Annotated in this window: 15 protein-coding genes and 2 pseudogenes; 3 read left to right on the forward strand and 14 right to left on the reverse strand. The window is 35.7% G+C overall.

Annotation, left to right across the window (positions count from 1 at the left end):
* The first annotated feature begins 359 nt into the window (after positions 1–359).
* On the forward strand, positions 360–2,714 hold the full coding sequence (locus tag ACQKN2_RS17415; protein ID WP_427416065.1) for a M13-type metalloendopeptidase: 2,355 nt from the start codon (positions 360–362) through the stop codon (positions 2,712–2,714).
* 168 nt (positions 2,715–2,882) lie between these two features.
* Here the strand turns inward: ACQKN2_RS17415 and ACQKN2_RS17420 are convergent.
* From ACQKN2_RS17420 to ACQKN2_RS17435, 4 genes and pseudogenes are all read right to left on the reverse strand, one after another.
* Positions 2,883–3,683 (reverse strand): annotated as a pseudogene (locus ACQKN2_RS17420) (IS3 family transposase); the annotation flags it as partial.
* Between the two features lie 525 nt (positions 3,684–4,208).
* A pseudogene (locus ACQKN2_RS17425) lies at positions 4,209–4,334 on the reverse strand (DinB family protein); the annotation flags it as partial.
* A gap of 235 nt (positions 4,335–4,569) precedes the next feature.
* Positions 4,570–5,064, reverse strand: a complete 495-nt coding sequence (locus ACQKN2_RS17430) for an LURP-one-related/scramblase family protein (protein WP_427416066.1) — start codon at positions 5,062–5,064, stop codon at positions 4,570–4,572.
* 227 nt (positions 5,065–5,291) lie between these two features.
* On the reverse strand, positions 5,292–7,343 hold the full coding sequence (locus tag ACQKN2_RS17435) for a GAF domain-containing protein (protein WP_427416067.1): 2,052 nt from the start codon (positions 7,341–7,343) through the stop codon (positions 5,292–5,294).
* A 355-nt stretch (positions 7,344–7,698) separates the two neighbouring features.
* Between ACQKN2_RS17435 and ACQKN2_RS17440 the strand changes: the two genes are divergently transcribed.
* Entirely contained in the window at positions 7,699–8,151 is a 453-nt protein-coding gene (locus ACQKN2_RS17440) for a DUF262 domain-containing protein (protein WP_427416102.1), read from the forward strand.
* A 230-nt stretch (positions 8,152–8,381) separates the two neighbouring features.
* Positions 8,382–8,546: a YjzC family protein gene (locus ACQKN2_RS17445; protein ID WP_427416068.1), complete on the forward strand. Its 165-nt coding sequence runs from the start codon at positions 8,382–8,384 to the stop codon at positions 8,544–8,546.
* Positions 8,547–8,861: 315 nt separating this feature from the next.
* Here the strand turns inward: ACQKN2_RS17445 and ACQKN2_RS17450 are convergent, their stop codons facing one another.
* From ACQKN2_RS17450 to yycF, 10 genes are all read right to left on the reverse strand, one after another.
* On the reverse strand, positions 8,862–9,671 hold the full coding sequence (locus tag ACQKN2_RS17450; protein WP_427416069.1) for a hypothetical protein: 810 nt from the start codon (positions 9,669–9,671) through the stop codon (positions 8,862–8,864).
* Complete coding sequence (locus tag ACQKN2_RS17455) at positions 9,668–10,954, reverse strand: hypothetical protein (protein ID WP_427416070.1); 1,287 nt, start codon at positions 10,952–10,954, stop codon at positions 9,668–9,670. The genes ACQKN2_RS17450 and ACQKN2_RS17455 overlap by 4 nt, the downstream gene beginning before the upstream one ends.
* 579 nt (positions 10,955–11,533) lie before the next feature.
* Positions 11,534–12,013: a 23S rRNA (pseudouridine(1915)-N(3))-methyltransferase RlmH gene (rlmH, locus tag ACQKN2_RS17460; RefSeq protein ID WP_427416071.1), complete on the reverse strand. Its 480-nt coding sequence runs from the start codon at positions 12,011–12,013 to the stop codon at positions 11,534–11,536.
* Between the two features lie 90 nt (positions 12,014–12,103).
* Positions 12,104–12,268: a CxxH/CxxC protein gene (locus tag ACQKN2_RS17465; RefSeq protein WP_323648435.1), complete on the reverse strand. Its 165-nt coding sequence runs from the start codon at positions 12,266–12,268 to the stop codon at positions 12,104–12,106.
* Positions 12,269–12,754: 486 nt separating this feature from the next.
* On the reverse strand, positions 12,755–14,053 hold the full coding sequence (locus ACQKN2_RS17470; protein WP_427416072.1) for a S1C family serine protease: 1,299 nt from the start codon (positions 14,051–14,053) through the stop codon (positions 12,755–12,757).
* 234 nt (positions 14,054–14,287) lie between these two features.
* Entirely contained in the window at positions 14,288–15,076 is a 789-nt protein-coding gene (locus ACQKN2_RS17475; protein WP_427416103.1) for an MBL fold metallo-hydrolase, read from the reverse strand.
* Positions 15,076–15,903: a two-component system regulatory protein YycI gene (locus ACQKN2_RS17480; RefSeq protein WP_427416073.1), complete on the reverse strand. Its 828-nt coding sequence runs from the start codon at positions 15,901–15,903 to the stop codon at positions 15,076–15,078. The genes ACQKN2_RS17475 and ACQKN2_RS17480 overlap by 1 nt, the downstream gene beginning before the upstream one ends.
* Positions 15,890–17,209: a YycH family regulatory protein gene (locus ACQKN2_RS17485; RefSeq protein ID WP_427416074.1), complete on the reverse strand. Its 1,320-nt coding sequence runs from the start codon at positions 17,207–17,209 to the stop codon at positions 15,890–15,892. The genes ACQKN2_RS17480 and ACQKN2_RS17485 overlap by 14 nt, the downstream gene beginning before the upstream one ends.
* Positions 17,206–19,074 carry a cell wall metabolism sensor histidine kinase WalK gene (gene walK, locus ACQKN2_RS17490; protein ID WP_323648428.1) on the reverse strand — a complete coding sequence of 623 codons (1,869 nt, stop codon included), beginning with the start codon at positions 19,072–19,074 and terminating at the stop codon, positions 17,206–17,208. Before walK ends, ACQKN2_RS17485 begins: the two co-directional genes overlap by 4 nt.
* Before the next feature lie 6 nt (positions 19,075–19,080).
* Positions 19,081–19,794, reverse strand: coding sequence for a response regulator YycF (yycF, locus tag ACQKN2_RS17495; RefSeq protein WP_427416075.1), 714 nt, complete (start codon positions 19,792–19,794; stop codon positions 19,081–19,083).
* Between the last annotated feature and the right edge of the window lie 567 nt (positions 19,795–20,361).

The raw sequence follows: 20,361 nt of genomic DNA on the forward strand, positions 1-20,361 counted from the left end.
CAATAACGATATTAGATCCTTTTTAAATAAACTTTATAAAAGACTATTTTAAATACTGAAAAACCTCATTTACTTATGATAAGGTTCATCGTGATGTATCTTAGTGCGGTTTGCGGTTTGACCCCTACAATTCATAGCGGAATTTTCAACTAAAAAAGTGACCTTACTTGTAGTACCGCTCTTGCTTAAAAGCTCTATCATCGAAAAAATTGACTAGATCATACTCTCTTGAAAACGAAAAAGCTTCTTACACATTTTCAAACTGAAATAAATCAACTACAATGGTATGTAAATGGAGAAAATTCTAAATTATACCCATTTATCTTTATTTTACAAATATGATATAGAGGAGCACGAAGATGAAAAAGAAGTTTTTATCCTTACTCATGGCCACAATAATGGTCCTATCAGTTAGCGTATCGGTGTATGCCGATACAACGTCGCCACCAGCGACAAGAGGAGAGATTGTAAAAACCTTGTTGATGGCAGCAGACGCTTATCAAAAAGGAATTAATAAAGAAGCCGTTATGCAAGGCTCTAAAAACGGAGATTTAAGAGAGAATGAGCCAGCAAAGAAGGTTGAAGCTTTAATCATGTTGAGCAGGGCATTCGGCGAATTGCCAAAGCCTGTCGGAAATGATCTACGCAGTGGAACATTTGGCGTCGAGTTCACCGATGTACCCGCTTGGGCTAAGAAAGATATCGATAAACTGGCAAAAGCAGGCGTACTGACAGGTAACCCTGACGGTACATTAGGCGCAAATGACACTATTACAATCGATGAATTCCAAAACATTATCGCCAGAATTTGGTCGCTTCAAGGCTCCCATTTAAATGACGATTTTTATGAAGCAATCAATAAGAAATGGTTAAATAAATCGGCAATTCCAGCAGGAGAAATCATGGGCGGCGTATTTTCCGAGCTGCACAAGGAAAATAGCGATAAAATCGAAAAAATAATAGATGAGCTCGCTGGCAAACAACTTGCAGAAGGAACAAAAGAACAAAAAATTGCCGACTTCTATTCGACAGCGTTGGATTCAAAAAATAGAAATAAACAAGGGATTGAGCCCATTCAAAAATATGTAAAGGCAATTGACGGGGCTAAAACGCTTGATGAACTCGTTCAAGCAGATCTTACCCTGGAGAAAGAATTGGGTCTAAGCTCATTATTCGGCTTTGCAATCATGAACGATGCAAAGAACAGCAGTGAAAATGCTTTGTATTACTCTGGTTTATCTACTGGTCTGGATAAGAACAGCTTTGTAACGGAAGACGTGAAAGCGAAAAAAGCCTATATTCAATATATGAACAAACTTCTTGTGGCATCGGGCGCGGAAAAGTCTGCTGCGAAAGGACTTGCCGAGAAAGTTTACGAAATGGAGAAAAGCTTAGCTTCTGTATCACTTGAACCTCATGAACAAGGCGACGTCAATAAATACTATAATCCGTATACAATCGAACAATTCGATGACATGTTCAAAACAATAGATATGAAACAAGTCTTGAAATCGATGAAAGTCGACAGTGCTGATAAAGTGATCGTAACCGATGTGAAGCTGGCGCAAAAAGGCACGGAACTCTTGACTGAGACTAATCTTAACGTACTTAAAGCTTACTCCAAAGTGCAATTGCTTTCGGCAACAGGCGGATTGTTGTCAGATGAATTCGCAGATGCTGCTATTGAGTTAGACGCAAGCATATACGGCGTTACAGGTAAAAAAACAGATAAGGAAATCGCAGTAGCCAAGACAACTGGCACAATGAGCGGATATTTGGAGCAAATGTTTGCCGAGAAACATTTTTCACCACAAGCTAAAAAAGACGTTGAGCAAATGGTAGAGAAGTTAATTGCTACGTATGAGGAAAGAATCAAATCTCTTGATTGGATGTCAGAAACAACAAAAGCTAAAGCAATTAAAAAGCTGAATACGATGATTGTTAAGATCGGTTACCCCGATAAGTGGGATACGACATTAGATAAAGTAGCTATCAAGACATATGACGAAGGCGGTTCGCTGTTCTCTAATACTTTCACAGTAACCAAAGCATACATTGATGACGCGAAAGCGCAGTTAGGAAAACCGGTTGATAGAACGCAATGGAGAACGAACGTATATACCGTAAATGCTTTCTACAATGCTTTTAATAACGAAATTACGTTCCCTGCCGGTATTCTCCAAGCGCCTTTCTATGATATTAACGCTAAACCTGAAGCAAACTATGGTGCTATTGGTATGGTCATTGGCCATGAAATCAGCCATGCATTTGATAACAACGGATCTTCATACGACGAAAATGGAAATGCAAATAACTGGTGGACAGATGAGGACTTTAAGAAATTCAAAGAGAAAAACCAGAAACTGATTGAGTTCTATAATGGAATTGAGATTATTCCCGGTGTGTTGAGCGACGGTCAGCTTACACTAAGCGAGAATGTCGCTGATTTAGGTGGCATGGCGGCTTCATTGCAAGTTGTATCAGAAATGAGTAATCCGGATTATAAAGCATATTTCGAAAGAAATGCAGAAATATGGAAATCCACAACTACAAAAGAATTTGCAGCGCTATTAAGCAAAAACGATTTACATTCAGCCAATAAAATCCGGGTAAACCGCACGATTGTGAACTTCCAGCAATTCTATGATACCTATGGAATTAAACCTGGAGATGGCATGTATGTAGCTCCGGAGGATCGAGTTACCATTTGGTAAAAATTAGAGCAGATAGAGCTAATTCCGATAGCTCTTACATCAGTGTATAAAAGCAAAGAGGCAGTCTAGGACGTCCTTATTAGAGTAAATACACCGAAATAAAAAGCCCAAGAATGGTAATTTTGAACTGCTCCCTGTCAAGTAGACAGTGGAAATAAGAAAAATGCTTTAAGCGGCTTGGGCCCTGTACTCTAAGGGGCTCAAACCGTTTAATGTTTCTTGGTAACGTTCGTTATTATAGAACGTGATGTACGTATCGATGGCATGCTTTAACGCTTCAAATGAATCGAATTTATGTAAATTTACTTCTCTACTTGTCCCCCAAAACGCTTCAATCGGTCCATTATCGATGCAGCGGCCTACTCTCGACATACTGTGAACCATTTCTGCTTTCTCCATGATTCGCTTAAACTCTTTTGATGTATATTGATATCCACGATCACTATGTAACAGTGGAAACACATCTTTAGACAATTGATTAACCGCCGGTCTGATCGTCTTAAAAACAAGATCATTATTATTCGAATGTCCCAATACATAACTCACGATGGATTTGTCATAGAGATCGATAATCGCACTTAAATAAGCCTTTTTCCCGTTCCCATACTTAAACTCTGTGACATCTGTACACCATTTCTGATTCGGTTTTTCTGCAGTAAATTCACGTGCTAACACATTTTCAGCCACATAATCCGGCTTAACTTTTCGGTACTTTTTCGGACGACGTCGAATAACCGCCTCTAAACCGCAAATTTGCATTAGGCGATATATTCGTTTCTTATTCACTTTCTCTAATCCTTCTTTTTCACGTTTACGGTTAATTGTCATCGTGATGCGACGATAGCCGTATATGCCATCTACTTGCTTATATAAGTGTTGGATTGATTCCACGAGTTGTTCGTTTTCCAGTTCTCGCGCTACGGGTTGACGATTTACCCATTTGTAATAAGCTGCACGGGATACCTTGGCGGCTTAAGTGCGATTTTTATACAACGCTTAAATATAAATCGAATGTGTCCTCAGTTTTATGTATTTTGTGCAACTTATACACAGAATACATAATTAATTAATATATCACAGGTTGCTATGCTATATTAATTAAGTAGTAAACAACAATTATTGACACCGAATAATGGTAATTTCAGATTGAACAAATTAGCATCATTGGGTGCCAAACCCATTAGAGTTCTTCAGGAACAAAGAATTCTACCGCAACATCTCCTTGTGAGATGTTGCCTTTTTTGTTTCCATGAAATTTTTTGGGGCTATCAATTAAAATCATGAACAAAAGCGCTTTGCCATAAACGTAAATAATAGCATTTTCGATGTTACCTTCTGCGAAAATTTATATTTTCTTACTCAATAAATTAGGCTGTTTTAGTAAAGATTGTTGCTTAATACCAACGTGATGTTTGTAAAACATATTTGTAGCTAACGTGTACAAAAAACAAAGAGGGACGATGTCTTTTTGTACATTCGCCCTCTAGGAATTCTCTAATCTAATAGCCCTCTTCGAATGAGATTTGCCGTAATTGGTTCCCGTCCAATTTCTCTCGCCCATATTGATAACTGACCTATGTGATGTATCTCATGAACGGTGACATGTCTTATAACTTCACCGTATTTGAAATTAAAAAATTTATGAACTTCAAGTTCTCCCGACCAGTCCATAACAAATTTCTCTATGTTTGGGCGACAAGTATCTGATAGTTCTTTAACTGCTTCAAGTGATGTATAGTCCTCGTAAAAGCGCTAATCTATATTTGGATTAGCGCTCTCACTAAAAACCGCACTTACTTATGATACGGTTCACCGTTGCACCTTTAATGGAGGTTATTTTCAAAATGTTAATTTTCTAAGTCGCTGCTGAGGAAGCAGCTGCATGGTCAGCCTTCACACAATCAATTGCAACAACGAACGCAATAATGATGGCCTCCATCTCCTCATCCAATATTTGAACCTTATAGCTATCTCCCCAAGTGAACCACTCCTTGTTCACTTTACCGATGACTACACCATGCTGTAAGACCTGAAAATCCATATCCCACCAGTTACCATGTATCTCAATGTCTGCTGCATCAATCGTATAGCGTGCTTTAAAGAAAGAAAATTCTTTCTTTATCGTTAACACCTCTCGACCATTTACCTCAACAAAAAACTTCGGTAAAAAGCTGAACACCTTTTTCGTAATAAGCGCTACTTCATCTCTTGTTTTATTCATAATGGAGAAAGTCTTTGGAATTTGCATAAAACTACCCTCTACGTAATAAACATCCTTCTCCTGCTGATCCTTTACCGTAAATTTGCCACTTAGACTGAATACCTTTTGCTTTATATAAAGTTGCTTCATTCTATACCTCCTTCGAAATAGCATATCAATATAGCGCAGATTTCCTCATAGCTATTAATAATTATAGAAATAATTTTTTTAGATTTGGACTTATAAATTTATTCAGCGCATTATATGTAAATACCTTCATAACAAACAAGATATGCAAGTAAAGGAGTTTGCATATCTTGCTAATCTATTCAACACTACGGTTCTTCGTAACAACACTAAAGCAGAGTTTCATTTTTTCATATATAAGTAAATTTTACAAAAAAAGTAGTTCCTTCAGATCCTGTTTGAAATTCAATTTTTGCGTTATGACGGGCAGCAATTGCATAGCATATGCCTAGTCCTAAGCCAGTGCCATTATCTTTGGTCGTGTAAAATGGAGTACCCAATTTCTCTACTATCGCAGGACTGATACCTTCTCCTTGATCCCGTACTGCAAGAATTACACAATTTTCATCTCCTTTGTAGGTACTGATGGATAGAACCTTACCTGTGCTCATTGATTCTAAGCCATTACGGTATAGATTTATTATCAATTGTCGTATTTCGTTACGATTTAAAAGTAAATCTGGAATGTCTTTCAGATTAAAATGAATAATTTTATTTTGATTAAATGCATCTATCTTTATTAAAGGAGTAATATCTCGAATAATAGAATTTAAATCTAACATCTGTAAATCAGATGTCTTTGTATTACCTATAGAAAGGAATTCAGTAATAATAGAATTGGCACGGTCAAGCTCTTCGATCATTACATTAAAGTAATCATTATGTTTTTCGAATTCGCTCTCTTTTTTTAATAGCTGCAAAAATCCTCGTACTGTTGTCATAGGATTTCTAATCTCATGGCTAATACCTGCTGCCATCTGACCTATTAAGTCTAGGTTTGATAATCTTTTCAATTCCTTCTCATATTTCTTTTTTTCGGTTATGTTTTTTAAAAGGCAGCAGATTCCCTCATCATATGGGTAAGCAACTGCTTCGTACCAATAATCACCATATGCTGAGGTCATTTCGAAATGTACTGCTATTCGCTCTGACATCGCACGATGAAATTCCTTATACATGACCGTATCTACACATTTCGGGAAAATTTCCCATATATTCTGGCCTAATACATCTTTTGCCGTTTTCCTTTGCGGCAAATATTGATGTTTATTCATGTAAAGAAATTCCCACTCTTTGTTCAATGCAAAGAATCCATCCGTTATACTTTCAATAACACTTGTAACCTTTTCATTAGCAGCAGCTAGTTCCCTTGTTCGCTCTTCTACCATATTTTCAAGTTGGTCCATATATAACAAGTTTGAAATTGTAGGGGCTGTGGCATCGACTATCGATTTTGCTAATTGAATTTGAGATTCATGGAAATTACCTGTTTCCCCTCCTAAATTGACAACTGTTATAACCCCTAATACTTCCCCCATTGAAACCAGTGGCATCATAAGTAGACTCATACTATCTATATTTGGAGTGAGAATTATACTTTTTGTTTCAATAATCTGTTGAATCATAGCTTCGTAGCTTTGGTTCATTCTTATGCTTTTAAGATTCTCCATCCAATTGGCTTCTGTCCAATCACAGTCTTTATTAAACTTCATGAATGTGATTGTGTTTTTTCCCAACGGATCCAGGATGTGGGCTGCACTTTTTTTGCTACCTAAAACCTTTCCTAAGTAGTAAAAACATTTATCAAGACTTTTCTGTACGGAGGAACACATCGACAAATCACGTGTAACATTGAGTAACAACTGCTTTTCTGCAATAAGGTTTTCCTTTTGCTTTAAATTATTTGCGTTTTGAATTGCAACTGCAGCCATATTCACATATGCTTCAACACTCTGAATTTCTGATTCTGTTAAATTCATCGGCGTTCCATAATCAAATAAAAAAACTAAACCAAATATCTCTTGCTCATATGAGATAGGCAGTGCTAATAAGGATTTAATTTTGAAGGCTTCTACCGATCTCGGGTCCGGCCGATTATCCTTTGAGGTATCAGAGATATAGATGGTTTTTTTAGTTTCAATAACCTCTTTGGCCAGTAAGTCTGTTTCAATATCAATTACCTGTGTATCGAGCGTCATGCCCTTCATATCTTCTGGTTTTCCTACAAATCCTCTAAATGTGCCATCTTTTTTTGGTAAATAAATACCAACCGAGTTACATTGCACGATTTCCTCGGATATTGCCTGCGTTACACGCTGTAAAACTTCACGTAGTTCTAACTTTGTATTAATTACTTTGGTTATACTCGCGAGCCTAGAATATCTCGTCTGTTCTCTTAACATGCACAATGTCTCCAATCAAAGCCTACTAAAATTAAAAGTATAATTTCTAGCTAACAGTCTAGTTCTAGATCAGTTTACTATTTTTAATTTTATATCTGTATCCTATTATACATGGAAAACCTCTATTACTTATGATACGGTTTACCGTGATAGCGCTAGCCTGTTTCGACCCGATGATAGGAACGACCATAAGGACTTCTAATAACTTCAATTCACTTTTGTTAGGTCCTGATATCCTTCCATTGCCAGTCACCTTCAATGGCTCTATCCACTTAACAGACCATTCATATGATACCAATGAATAAGAACTGATTAAGAAAATTCCGATGAAATTGATGAGACTATTGCTGAAGAAATTGAAGAAACTTACCTAGTTAATAGTAAAAAAAAGAATAATGATTATATTAAATTACATTTAACTAAAAAAGATAAAGTTATTTATGACAAGCTTATTTATGGTACTCCCCTCAATGAAACCACATCAAATAGTAATATTATCAATAATTATCGATATTTTTACAAACAAATTAAAAGTCAAAAAATCAATATTGAAGAACTTTACGATGGGTTAGCTAAATTAGATATTGTAGAAATAGCATTAGAGCGAGATGTTGATGATCCTCAATTAATATTTGAAAGTTTGAACTCTACTGGAGAAAAATTAGTGGAATCTGACTTAATTCGAAATTTCTTATTGATGGGTTTAGAAAATGATATACAAACTTACATTTACTTGCGAATAAAGTTACCATCCCACCAACCAATGCTCCTATCACAGCTCCTATTACACCAAACCATGAATTATTAATTGTAACCTCTACATTAGAAAACAATTTGAAAATTATTAAACCAATTAACAAAATTAGCATTACTAAAGCCAACGTTGAAATTTTTTTGTGTTTATGAAACCACAAGTTGGTCTTTAAAATTTTTTGATTGAGCATATTAAATCTCCTTTAGTATATAGATTACACATAGAGTTAAATGTAATTTAATTATAACAAAATATGGTAGTATATAAATATTGGAGGTGATAAAATGAGTGACTTAAAAAAGCCAGGAATGGATAATCAACCACCAGGAAAATACAAAAAAGTTGGTCCAAGAGGTGGAGAAGTATCTAAACCTCGTATAATTGAAATTGATAGAGGAGATCGACTTCCACCAACACAAGAAAAAGGACGTAAATGGGAAAAACAATGATAAATAAAATTTAAACCACCTAAAACGCTCACAAATCAACGTTCTAGGTGGTTCTTTTTAAAAACCGCACTTACTTATGGTACGGTTCACCTCACCAGTTTAACTGGTAATTTTTACGTATTCAATATTTAGTACCCAAAATCTAGCCTAGTTACTAATACCTTTAACTCTTCTTGTAACGGTCTTTTTCGTTTAAATATATACAATTTATTAATAGGATTAGCGACTAAATATTACAAAAGAATTTTATTTAGCCCTTTAAAATTAAAAAAGCGTACTAATATGAATACGTCATTTGCTATTTTTAAATTTGATTTAATCCGTAATAAATTTAATATACGCTCTATCATCAAAGCTTAATTGTCCTTCTTCTACACCTTTTGTTGATTTGTATTGCTTGTAACATAAGGGATCTTCTACTAAAATTCCCTTTAAATTTAGTTCGCTTTCTATTAGCGTACTAAATAGCCTTGGGTAACCATCACTTGCTAAAATAACTTCTGCACCACTCTCAACGGCATATACATTTAAATAGTTTCTATTGATTGGTTGTCCATTTAATACACCGTATGAAAACTCACTATTTTTATTTTCTAAATATAATTGTCTCTGTATAAATACGTTAATTGCTTCTCTACTTAATGTATTTATTTTATTTTTCTCTACTTTTAAATTATTTTCTATATACGAATCAATAAAGAGGGCACGTATATTAGCAATATATTCATCTACTATTTTCGTATGAGGGTAATATTGTGTATCGATCATACACTGGCAATCACCATACGACCAAACTTCTTTATAATATCCACTATAGATAATTAAAGATGCTCGTAAATACTCGTTAATTGATTCAGAAATGTTTCTTTTAGCGCACTCATTTTTAAATAACTTGTTAATACTATTAAATAAAGCTACAGTCGAAATATCTCTAGGTATATTTTTTAGCAAATTCATAACTAAATCTTTCGCATATACACCGCTTTTATGACCATTCCATAATAATTCTCCTTTAGACGTAACACCATCAATAACAGCGATAAAATCATTACTTATAAAAATACCATCTTCACACAAAAACTGGTCTACATGCTTTCCTACTAAATTTTTCTCCACAATATTCATTGTTTTTCACATTCCTCAAGGTAATTCATTAAAATAACAATGGCTGCTGAAGCACTTGGCATTGTTAAATATGATTTACCTTCAAAAATAATCATTTCTGGCGTTATATAGACTTCTTTTAATCGATTACGATCAATGAAAACTAGTTCATTACCATCCATTGCTAATTTAGTTTGCAAATAAGCCTTCTCTGTTTTTTTCGTAGCATTTATAAACATTTCATTTACTTGGTTTGAAGATTTAGTAGTTTTTATATAAAACAATAGCTGTGGCTTTCCACCTTCTACTAAATCTCTGTATATTGCAATAATGTTTTTAGATGAAAAATTAAAATCTTTACGTTCCAGCTTTAGTTCATCATGTATTTCTTTAATCATACTTTCAACTAAGCCATTCTCCGTAAATTCTTTGTCTTCATTAAGCGCGTACATTGTTTTTAATGATGCTCCAACACTATTCCCTAATGTTCCTTTACCAATTGAAACATTATTGCTGCGATTTACGAATACAATTTTACCGTCTGATGTTTCAACAAAGCCATTAAAACCTAAATGGTTTGAAAGCTTGGATTCTTTTAATTGATTTACGTAGGGGCCGAAATCATAAATTTCACGATTACTAGTTTTTAATCCCCATTTATAATCCATTGCACGGTTCGTAACTAAAGAATCAAAATAAGTAGTTCTTGTGGTAACCAGCTTTAAACTATTTGTTGCTTTGTCATATTCATAATCATTTAATCGAATATTTAACTGGTTATATACGTCTGAAAACTCATGTGCCTGCATAATCGTTTCATAATTTTCTTTGATGCGCTCAGGTAACTCGTATTGCTCTTGAGGTTTGTCTTTTATTTCAAATTTAGCATCATGTAAAATGCGCTCTATAATTACAGGAAATTTTGCCGTGCCATCTTTATATTTTTTTAACGTTTTTCTATATAAAAAACGGTTAATTTCAACTGTATTATCATACTTTATTAAATTTTTCTCGCAAGGATACTGCTTAATTAAGTAATTATAGTCATCTGAAAGCTTATTAAAATCCTCAATTTTTTTACGAATAAATCTAGAAACCGATGTTTTTACCATATTAACGATAAATGCAACGATAACGGCTAAAAATACCGTTACATCGACTTTACTAAAAAAGTTTTGACCATTTAAATCTAATGAGAAATAGATAGCTACTAAAATCGCTCCCATGAACAACACTTCAATAACTGTTTCGGTGAAAATTTTATTAATGATTCTATAAAAAGATTTCCTTAACCTTACGAACATGTTAGTCATAACTCCCTTATAAATATAGTTTATCTTGCATTATAATAAATATTAACTAAATTTTTATACCTAATTATAGCCTATTTAACTGTATATTAAATTACTCTATATTACACTTCTTAAATCGGTTGCAAAATACAGTTTATATATTGACAACAACTATTCCCCTATAAATACGATTATGTAATTGAATTTATCGTATGATGAATGAGCAGAAAAAAAATTTATTACAAAACTTCCCCCTTATAAAACCTATTAAATAGACTAAAAAAGGGACATCAAGATTATTTAATTATAATGATCTTGATGTCCCTTTTATTAACAGCACTTATTTATGATACAGTTCTCCGTATCTAGGCTATATGCAATTTCACCACAAACGGCCTATCTATTTTAGACTAATAGAGGATGCACTCTAAAATTAATATGTTCGTACCAAATATAATTTGCAATATATTGTTCGATTTCGATGAATGGGTTGGAAAACAGCATTGCTTTTTTATCTATTTCAGTTAAAAACCCGTTTGTTACCATATCATCATAAAACTCTTTCTAGGTGGATCTTTTTAAAAACCACACTTACTTATGATACGGTTCACCCTTCATAATTCTAAAACTCCTATAAACCTGCTCCACCAAAACAAGTTTCATTAGCTGATGTGGTAATGTCATCTTTCCAAAGGATTGTTGCTCATCAGCTCGTTTTAACACATCATCATGTAAACCAAGGGAACCGCCAATGACAAACGCGATTTTGCTTTTGCCGTAGGTCATGAGGGATTCAAGATCTGCCGCCATTTGTTCCGAAGTCTTCATTTTGCCGTTAATAGCTAAAGCGATAACGTATGTATCTGAGCCGATTTTAGATAGAATACGTTCACCCTCTTTTTTCTTGACGATTTCCATTTCTGCTTCGCTTAGCTGCTCGGGTGCTTTTTCATCTGGTACTTCGACTATATCCATTTTTGCGTAGCCGCCAAGACGTTTTACGTATTCGTCTATGCCCATTTTTAAGTACTTTTCTTTTAGTTTTCCGACTGATACAATCGTTATATTCACACGTTATCCACCTTTACATTTCATTTACAAACAAATTATCCACAAAAGTTATCAACATATCCACAAGCTATTCCTATATCTTGTGTAAAGTTATTTACTTGATACAAGATATTCTGCAGGTAGTTCACAGTAGCTACATTTTGTGGATAACTTTTTATCCTCTTCGATTTTATCCATAATCGGGAACTCTTTTTGCTCTGCCACAAACATGTCTAAAGCGTGTTCTATATGGTTTTCACAGCTGTATTTTTCCATTTTTACACCTCTTCTTATTTTCCGAAATTTCCACAAACTTATTCACAATTCGGTCTATGTTATCCACAATCTATTGTAACAAAGGACAGGCAAGTATGGAAGAACAGGCTTCACACCGCCACTCGTTGTGTTAATGTTATTATTCACAATTTTCTAGTTATCCACACTATTTTCTAAATCATTCTTAATAATTCATTCAATTGCCTCTGAATATTTTTGGCTCCTCACAATAATGTGGGGTTGATTTCCATTTCGGCTGGGTGCTTTTCTGGGGGCGTCGGGGCAACAAATGTTTTCTGTGCGAAAGCGCAGCGACAGCAACAACAGGATGTTGGTCACGAAGGAGTCACCCAGCCGGAACGAAGATCAACTTATAAAAATGGCATACATTCTAACGAATATTAGCTCCAACTTTTGATGATAAATAATATCTTTAGATTCCCAAAAAAATCAGTGGAGATTATATAATCCCCACTGATTTTTAATTTACAATGAATCGCTATTTGTTAATGTTAGTGATAGATCCACTAATTTACCTTGGCGGTATACTTTCATCGTTAATTTATCACCAATTTTTTTGTCGTTATATAAATGTTTACGTAAATCGATGGCTGTTTCGATTTTTTGGCCATCCATTTCAACAATCACATCGTATTGTTTAGCGCCTGCTTTTGAAGCTGGAGAGTTCGCCACAACATCTGTAATAACAACACCTGTTGTTAAGTCTTTTGGCAATTGTAACGTTTGTTGTTGGTAGAATGCTGGAACATCCGTTAAGTCTACTAATGAAATACCCATTGTTGGACGTTTCATTTCACCATTTTTCTCTAATTCCTCAATAATCGGAATTGCTGAGTTAATCGGAATCGAGAAGCCTAAACCCTCAACAGAGGATTGTGCAATTTTCATGGAGTTAATGCCGACTAATTCACCAGCAAGGTTAACAAGTGCACCACCACTATTACCAGGGTTGATAGCTGCGTCTGTTTGTAATACTTCTTGTTGCCAATCTATTGTGCCATCACTGTTTATGTCTACTGGTACAGAGCGATCTTTACCAGAAACAACACCTGTAGTAACAGAGCCATAGAATTCTAAGCCAAGTGGGTTACCGATTGCGATAACTGATTCACCTTGTTTTAATACATCTGAGTTACCAAATGTCGCCACTGTCTTAACATCTTTAGAGCTGATTGAAATGACCGCTAAGTCTGTCCAAACATCGTGACCAACTATTTGTGCTACTTCTTTTGTTCCATCTGGCATTGTTACTTCTAACTGTTTTGCACCTTCAATAACATGGTTATTTGTCACGATAAAGGCTTTATCACCTTGAACTTTGTAAATAACACCTGAACCGCTTCCTGCAGGCTGTTCTGTTGAGGATTGTGGATTCCAGAATCCGCCGCTTGCCACTTCTTGAATATTCGTGATTCCTACAACAGCCCCTGAAGCCTTATCTACTGCTTTTGTAACATCAGTAGTCACTTCTGTTGCAACTTGATTAATCGTTGTTTCATTTTTAGCTGTGCTGCTTGTCGTTGTACCTGGCATTTGGTTGACAAGGCCAGGCATCATGAGCCAAACGAGTAAAGCGCCTATGATGACACCAATAAGACCAGTGAAAAAGTAACCACCCTTACCTCCGCCACCGCCTTTCTTTTTATGACGCTTCTCTTGCATTTCTCGCTCCTCTTGTTCTAGTCGCTCCTGAAGAGGTGATTTCTGTATTTCATCATTTTTTAGAAAATCATTGTTTTTATCATCATCTTGAAAATAGCTCATTCTCCTCATCCTTTCCCGTATCAGTATTTGTTAGTTGTTACCCTAATATTACAATTCAAACATTAAAATCAGATGAAAAATAAATAAAATGGGCATAAAAATAGCTGTTCAATCACATTTTATAGAAAATGTGATTGAACAGCCTCATTAGAATATATTATTAACTCACGTTTAGCCAAAACCACTTGTAACTGCCGTTTCACTTACGTTACAAAAAACATTTGCTGAAAGAAGTTAAACAGTTACTAATTTTGTCGGCTCTTCTGCATCTGTATCAAATAAATTTAAATACTCTCCGGCAATAATGCCGCAAGATTGCAAAGTTTGTGTGACACTCATGCGCGCAAGCTCTTTCATGTTATTATCCATACTTAAATGTGATAAATAAATATTTGTTGGTTTTTCAAATACTACTTCGCTCATTGCTATAGCTGCATCCTCATTTGAAACGTGCCCTACATCACTTAAAATACGACGTTTGATAGACCATGGATAGCGCCCCATTTGCAGCATATTCACATCGTGGTTACTTTCAAATACAAAGGAATCAGCACCTCGAATGATACCCTTCATACGGTCGCTAACATAGCCTGTATCCGTAATAACAACAAGCTTACGCCCGTTTTCATGAAAACTATAGAACATTGGATCTGCTGCATCATGTGATACAGCAAAGGATTCAACAGCTAATGAACCAAAATGCTTTACAGTATCCATGTCAAATTCAAAACGTTGCTCTAGAGGTATATCACCAACTAGCCCGTCCATCGCCTGCCATGTTTTGTTGTTTGCATAAATAGGTACATTATATTTCCGTGCCAATACACCTATCCCTTTAATATGATCACTATGCTCATGCGTAACGAAAATGCCACTTAGCTGTTTCATATTACGGTCGATTTTTGTAAATAGTTGCTCCATCTTTTTGCCACTTAGACCAGCATCGACAATAAATGCATGATCATCATTCTCTACATAAATCGAATTTCCTGTGCTGCCACTGGCTAAAACACTAAATCGCATCATTCAACTCCCCAGTCTTCCTCTTCACCTTGTTGCTTGTCTCCTTGAATTTCAATAATTTTCCCATCAATAGCATCAACGAAGTACTCTTCTATTTCTCCGTCCGATAATTCCACTTGTACTTCCCATGTTGGTATCAACACTTGCGTTTTATATAATTTACTAAATGTCGAGTAACCTAACTTCACTTGCGTAATACTCGAATCTGGCTTTAATAGCGTTTTATTATACAGTGTTTGGAAAATTTGAAGTGGTGGAATAACAGTTTCCTGTTGCTCCATCTCTTCAAAATTGTCAATCATTGTCTGCTCATACTTTATCACTTCGTTATCCATATTCCAGTGTACTTTTAATACAGCACTATCATTGTAATAGAACATTCGATTATTTTTCTTCTGGAAGAAGACTGCGACCCGTTCCTCACGGTCTACCTCCCATAATGCATAAGAATCTCCACTTTTAACGTTTGTGTGGACAAAATCGATAAAGCTTGTATCATCATTAATATTTCGTAATTTCACAGGATTGATAAAATTAGCACTTATTTGTGTATGTGTTTCATCAGTGAAACTCACTTTCTGATTATCATCAGGAGCAGTATTTTTAAAAATATGCACTTCGCCTGTAATGTAAGTAGCAGACTCGTTACTATTAGGCAGTGGTCCATACGTAATATTATCATCTTTTAAACGGGCTTCTATTGTTTTTTCACCTAGTATTTCTACGCTCTGCGCTTCATTATAGCGATTTAAATACAACCAATACAAGAAGATATTTAAGATTAAAAAAACGACTATAAAAATAGATTTTGTTCTATTCCAATCCATTTTTGACACCCCCTACTACTTCAGGCGTCAGATTCGTGGATACACCATTACGAATGACAAACCAGCACGGCTCTAATGTCACTATTGTTCTTTGATCTTGAGTCAAATTGAAACCCACAACAATGTCATCTATATCTGATAATGCAATGTTATCTAGCTTTTTAATTTTTTCAACGATTTCCGTTCCTGACGGAAGTTCTTTCATCTCTCTCTCGGATGTAATATCTTTCTCAAAAGAAAAGTATGGACGTTTGTAGCGGAAAATACGATTATCTCCCCAAACGGTTGTAATTCGATTTATAGCATGATCACTATAAATCGGTAATCCATGTAAATATAACTGATAATCTAATTGGTTATTGCTTGTACTTGTTGATACATAGCGATAATCATCTGTAAAGCCTCCGTGTTCATTGATAAATTCAAAACTATCCTTCAAGAGCTTGGAAGGTTCTATTCTTATACTACTTTCTGCAGCTGGATAGACATAAGTCAATGATTTCAATTTTGAATCAAGCACCATCCGTGACATTCCATCATGATATTTTTCAGTAGTTGTACTTTCATCAGTTCGCCGGACATTTTTTAGATTCGTAAATAATACATTTTTAAATAATTCAGGTTTCTCTTCAATAAAATACGTATACTTTGCTGCTTCAACTTTATCGTTTGCAATATATAGTGAGGTAAAGCCATCTCGCTCAACCTCTGTAAAAGTGCCATATGTTTTCGCTGGCTCAATAATATTTCGTACAAACTGATTAGCATTTTCTAAGCTTACATGCGAACGCATCAATGATTCATTATTGCCACTAATGAAAAACACCTGTAAATCTTTGTTACTATAAGTACTCCAATCTATAATCATACGATTAAAGGTTGTTTCAGGTAGCTCCTTATCGGCGAACTGAAAAATTGTGTTAAAGGCAGAGTAAGGAATCTCACCTGTAAAAAAGACAGTCATACAATTATTAGTACGAATCATCTCGTTTACAGAGTCGGCCGTAAGATTATTGTTTACAGGCATTAAATCTAGAACATTCCATCCCTCAAATGTTTGCATAATATCTTCCATGACACTATTAGAAACTGTTCCGGTAAATTCCTTATCAAAACGGTAAATAGCTTTATATGGACGAATAACATCCGCCACTTTTTTTTGTGGTCCAATCAGGATTTCTTTGCCCTCAGTCTGTTCAATATATTTATAATCTGGCGTGTATGTCCAAATTATAAAAGTTAAAACCACACTTAGCACAACGAGTAGAAATAATACAACTGATTTAACTGGTTCTATATATTTCATTCCCACTCACCTGCCTCGTCAAAATCATCTAAATTAAGTGGTAATGTGAAGAACACTGTTGTTCCATGTCCTTCCTCACTTTCAGCCCATATTTTACCGTCATGAGCTTCAATCATTTCCCTGGCAATAGCTAGCCCTAGACCAGTTCCTCCCATAGAACGAGCTCGAGCTCGATCTACTCGATAGAAACGGTCAAAAATACGTCCTACATTTTCCTTAGGAATTCCCATACCATCATCAGAAATCATAACCTTCAGAATATCTCCTTGCACTGTAAAACCAAAACGAATATTACCTCCATCTGGTGAATACTTAATAGCATTGGAAATGATATTATCAATAACCTGTGTCACCTTATCGGTATCAATCTCTACATAATAAGATGCCTCTGGTAATAAACGTTCAAATCTTACTTTGTCTGACTTAGACATTTCAAAACGATCGATAATACGGTTAAAGAATGAGTTGAATAGAACAATGTCTTTATTCAATTCATAATCTGAACTATCCATTCGTGATAACTGCAATAAGTCATTCACTAAACGGATCATACGCTCTGTCTCTGTTTGTGTGACATTCAAAAATGTTGGAGCAATATTTTCATCTTTCCATGCACCATCTGCTAACGCCTCTAAATAACTACGCATCGTCGTTAATGGTGTCCGTAATTCATGTGACACATTCGATACAAATTCTCTACGATCCATCTCTATTTTTTCCTGCTCTGTAATATCATGCAGTACGGTAATGAGCCCATTAATAAAGCCTGTTTCTTTTTGAATAACCGAGAAATTCGCACGTAAAATATACGGTGCGTCTGCTGTACTGAAATTTAGATTCACCGCATCATTCATATGAATTAAATCCTCAAAACTATACTCTTGGTCAATACCTAAAACAGATGCAATCGGACGACCTAATGTAATATCTCTTGAAATATGCAGCAGTTCTAGCGCAGGATCATTAATAAGAATGATGCGCCCTTTTCGATCTGTCGCAATAACACCATCAGTCATATTACTAAGGACCGAATCGAGCTTTCGCCGCTCTGCCTCTGTAGTAGATTGCGCCTCCTGCAAGCGATTCGTTAAATGATTAAAGGTGATCGCAAGCTGTCCTATCTCATCTGTACCATAAACCCGCACTTTTCTAGAATAGTTACCCTTTGCCATCGCCTGTGCCTGCTTACGCATATCTACAATTGGCTGTGTAATTGTTCGTGCCACTAAAATTCCTAAAAAGATAGTAATCACCAAGGATACTGCCGTACCCCCAAGGAAAATACCGTTAATGTCATTCACTTGTTTAAAAACAGATTCAATATTAGCTTCAATGTAGAGTACCCCTACGATTTCATCATCAGGACCTGCACCCTCTCGAATTGGAGAAGCTAACACCCACACTCGATTTCTTGTTTTATTATCAAGTTTAATGTTTTCAAATAAAGTTTCTGCAGAGATTGCACGGCGCACGAGATCATTATTCGAGCGCTGTCCAATCAAACTTTGATTGTCTACCTCAGATGTGGCGCGAATACGTTGTCTATTATCGATAACACGGATTTCTAAAATATCGCTATTAGAAACTTCCCTCAACCCCGTGGAAAACTCCATAACTATCGTTTTCAAGCTCTCTTCAAGAGACGGCATACTACTTTCATCGCGTTCTTTTAACATTTCTTCACGAATGCTATATTCCATCAAATCGACACGTTGAAAAATGGATTCTCGGAAGTTGCTTTTTAAATTTTTCTCTAATTCTTGCGCAAAATAGATTCCTATTATTTGCAATGCAAGTAGGATGAGTAAAATGTAAATTAGTACTAGCTTGACATGAATTGATTTAAAGAAGCTTACTTTCTGCATTCCTTTTTACTCCTGTTCAGGATTTCGTAAATAATAACCTACACCACGGCGTGTAACAATCCAAGCCGGATGACTAGGATTGTCCTCTATTTTTTCCCGCAAACGACGAATTGTTACATCAACTGTTCGTACATCGCCGAAATAGTCATAGCCCCACACAGTTTGCAGTAAATGTTCACGCGTCATTACTTGACCGATATGCTTACCTAAATAATGTAACAATTCAAACTCCCTATGCGTTAGTTCAATTGCTTCATCACGTTTCAATACTAAGTAAGCGTCTGGCTGAATAACAAGAGAGCCTACTACAATTTCATTGGATTCTTCCTCGACCTCTTCAGCAGTAGGGGCTACTACCTGTAAGCGACGCATATTTGCCTTTACACGCGCAATAAGCTCTCGTGTACTAAATGGCTTCGTCACATAATCATCTGCGCCCATTTCTAAGCCTAATACTTTATCAATCTCAGAGCCTTTTGCCGTTAGCATAATGATAGGGAAATCATATTTTTTTCGTATTTCTCTACAAACTTCCATTCCATCACGCTTAGGTAACATTATATCTAAAAGCATTAAATCCGGTTGCTCTTCCTCAACTTTCTCTAGGGCTTCATCTCCATCATAAGCACAAATAACTTTGTAACCTTCTTTTATTAAATTAAACTGTAAAATATCTGCGATTGGTTTTTCATCGTCAACAACTAAAATGGTTTTTTCCATATTTTTCTCTCCCTTTCGCTTTTTATCTATTCTTAAACGATTTGTATTTTATCAATTATGATTCGGCTTTGTGGTTAGGCCTGCATGAAGGCCGACACGATGTCGGTCATTTCGGTAATGCCACAGGACGTGGCGTTTTTACCGATGCAGGTCAGTTAGCCGTTATCACATGAATGCGATGATTTTAGGCTAACATCCTATAAGCACTCCTTTCGGAATCCGTGACATCCTCCGGAGGCTTTAGGCCAACAAATGTCTTTTGTGCGAAAGCGTAGCGCCAGCAACACGGTTTTAACTGTGCGAAAGCGAAGCGTCAGCAACACGGTTTTAACTGTGCGAAAGCGAAGCGTCAGCAACAACAGCACGATGTTGGTCACTCAGGCGTTTTCACAGGATGTGAAGTTCTTAGCCTAAGTTCTTCTATTTCAGCAGGCACCCGCTGAAAAATAACTTCAACTGGCATTCAACTCACCAGTGGGGGAATTTTGCTGAAAGAAGTTAAAGTCACTACTCTAACTCTACCATGCTTTTAGCTTCTATGCATTATTCTAAATCCTAAGACATTAA

Source organism: Lysinibacillus sp. NPDC093688, assembly GCF_050280145.1.
GTDB classification, from domain to species: Bacteria; Bacillota; Bacilli; order Bacillales_A; family Planococcaceae; genus Lysinibacillus; species Lysinibacillus xylanilyticus_B.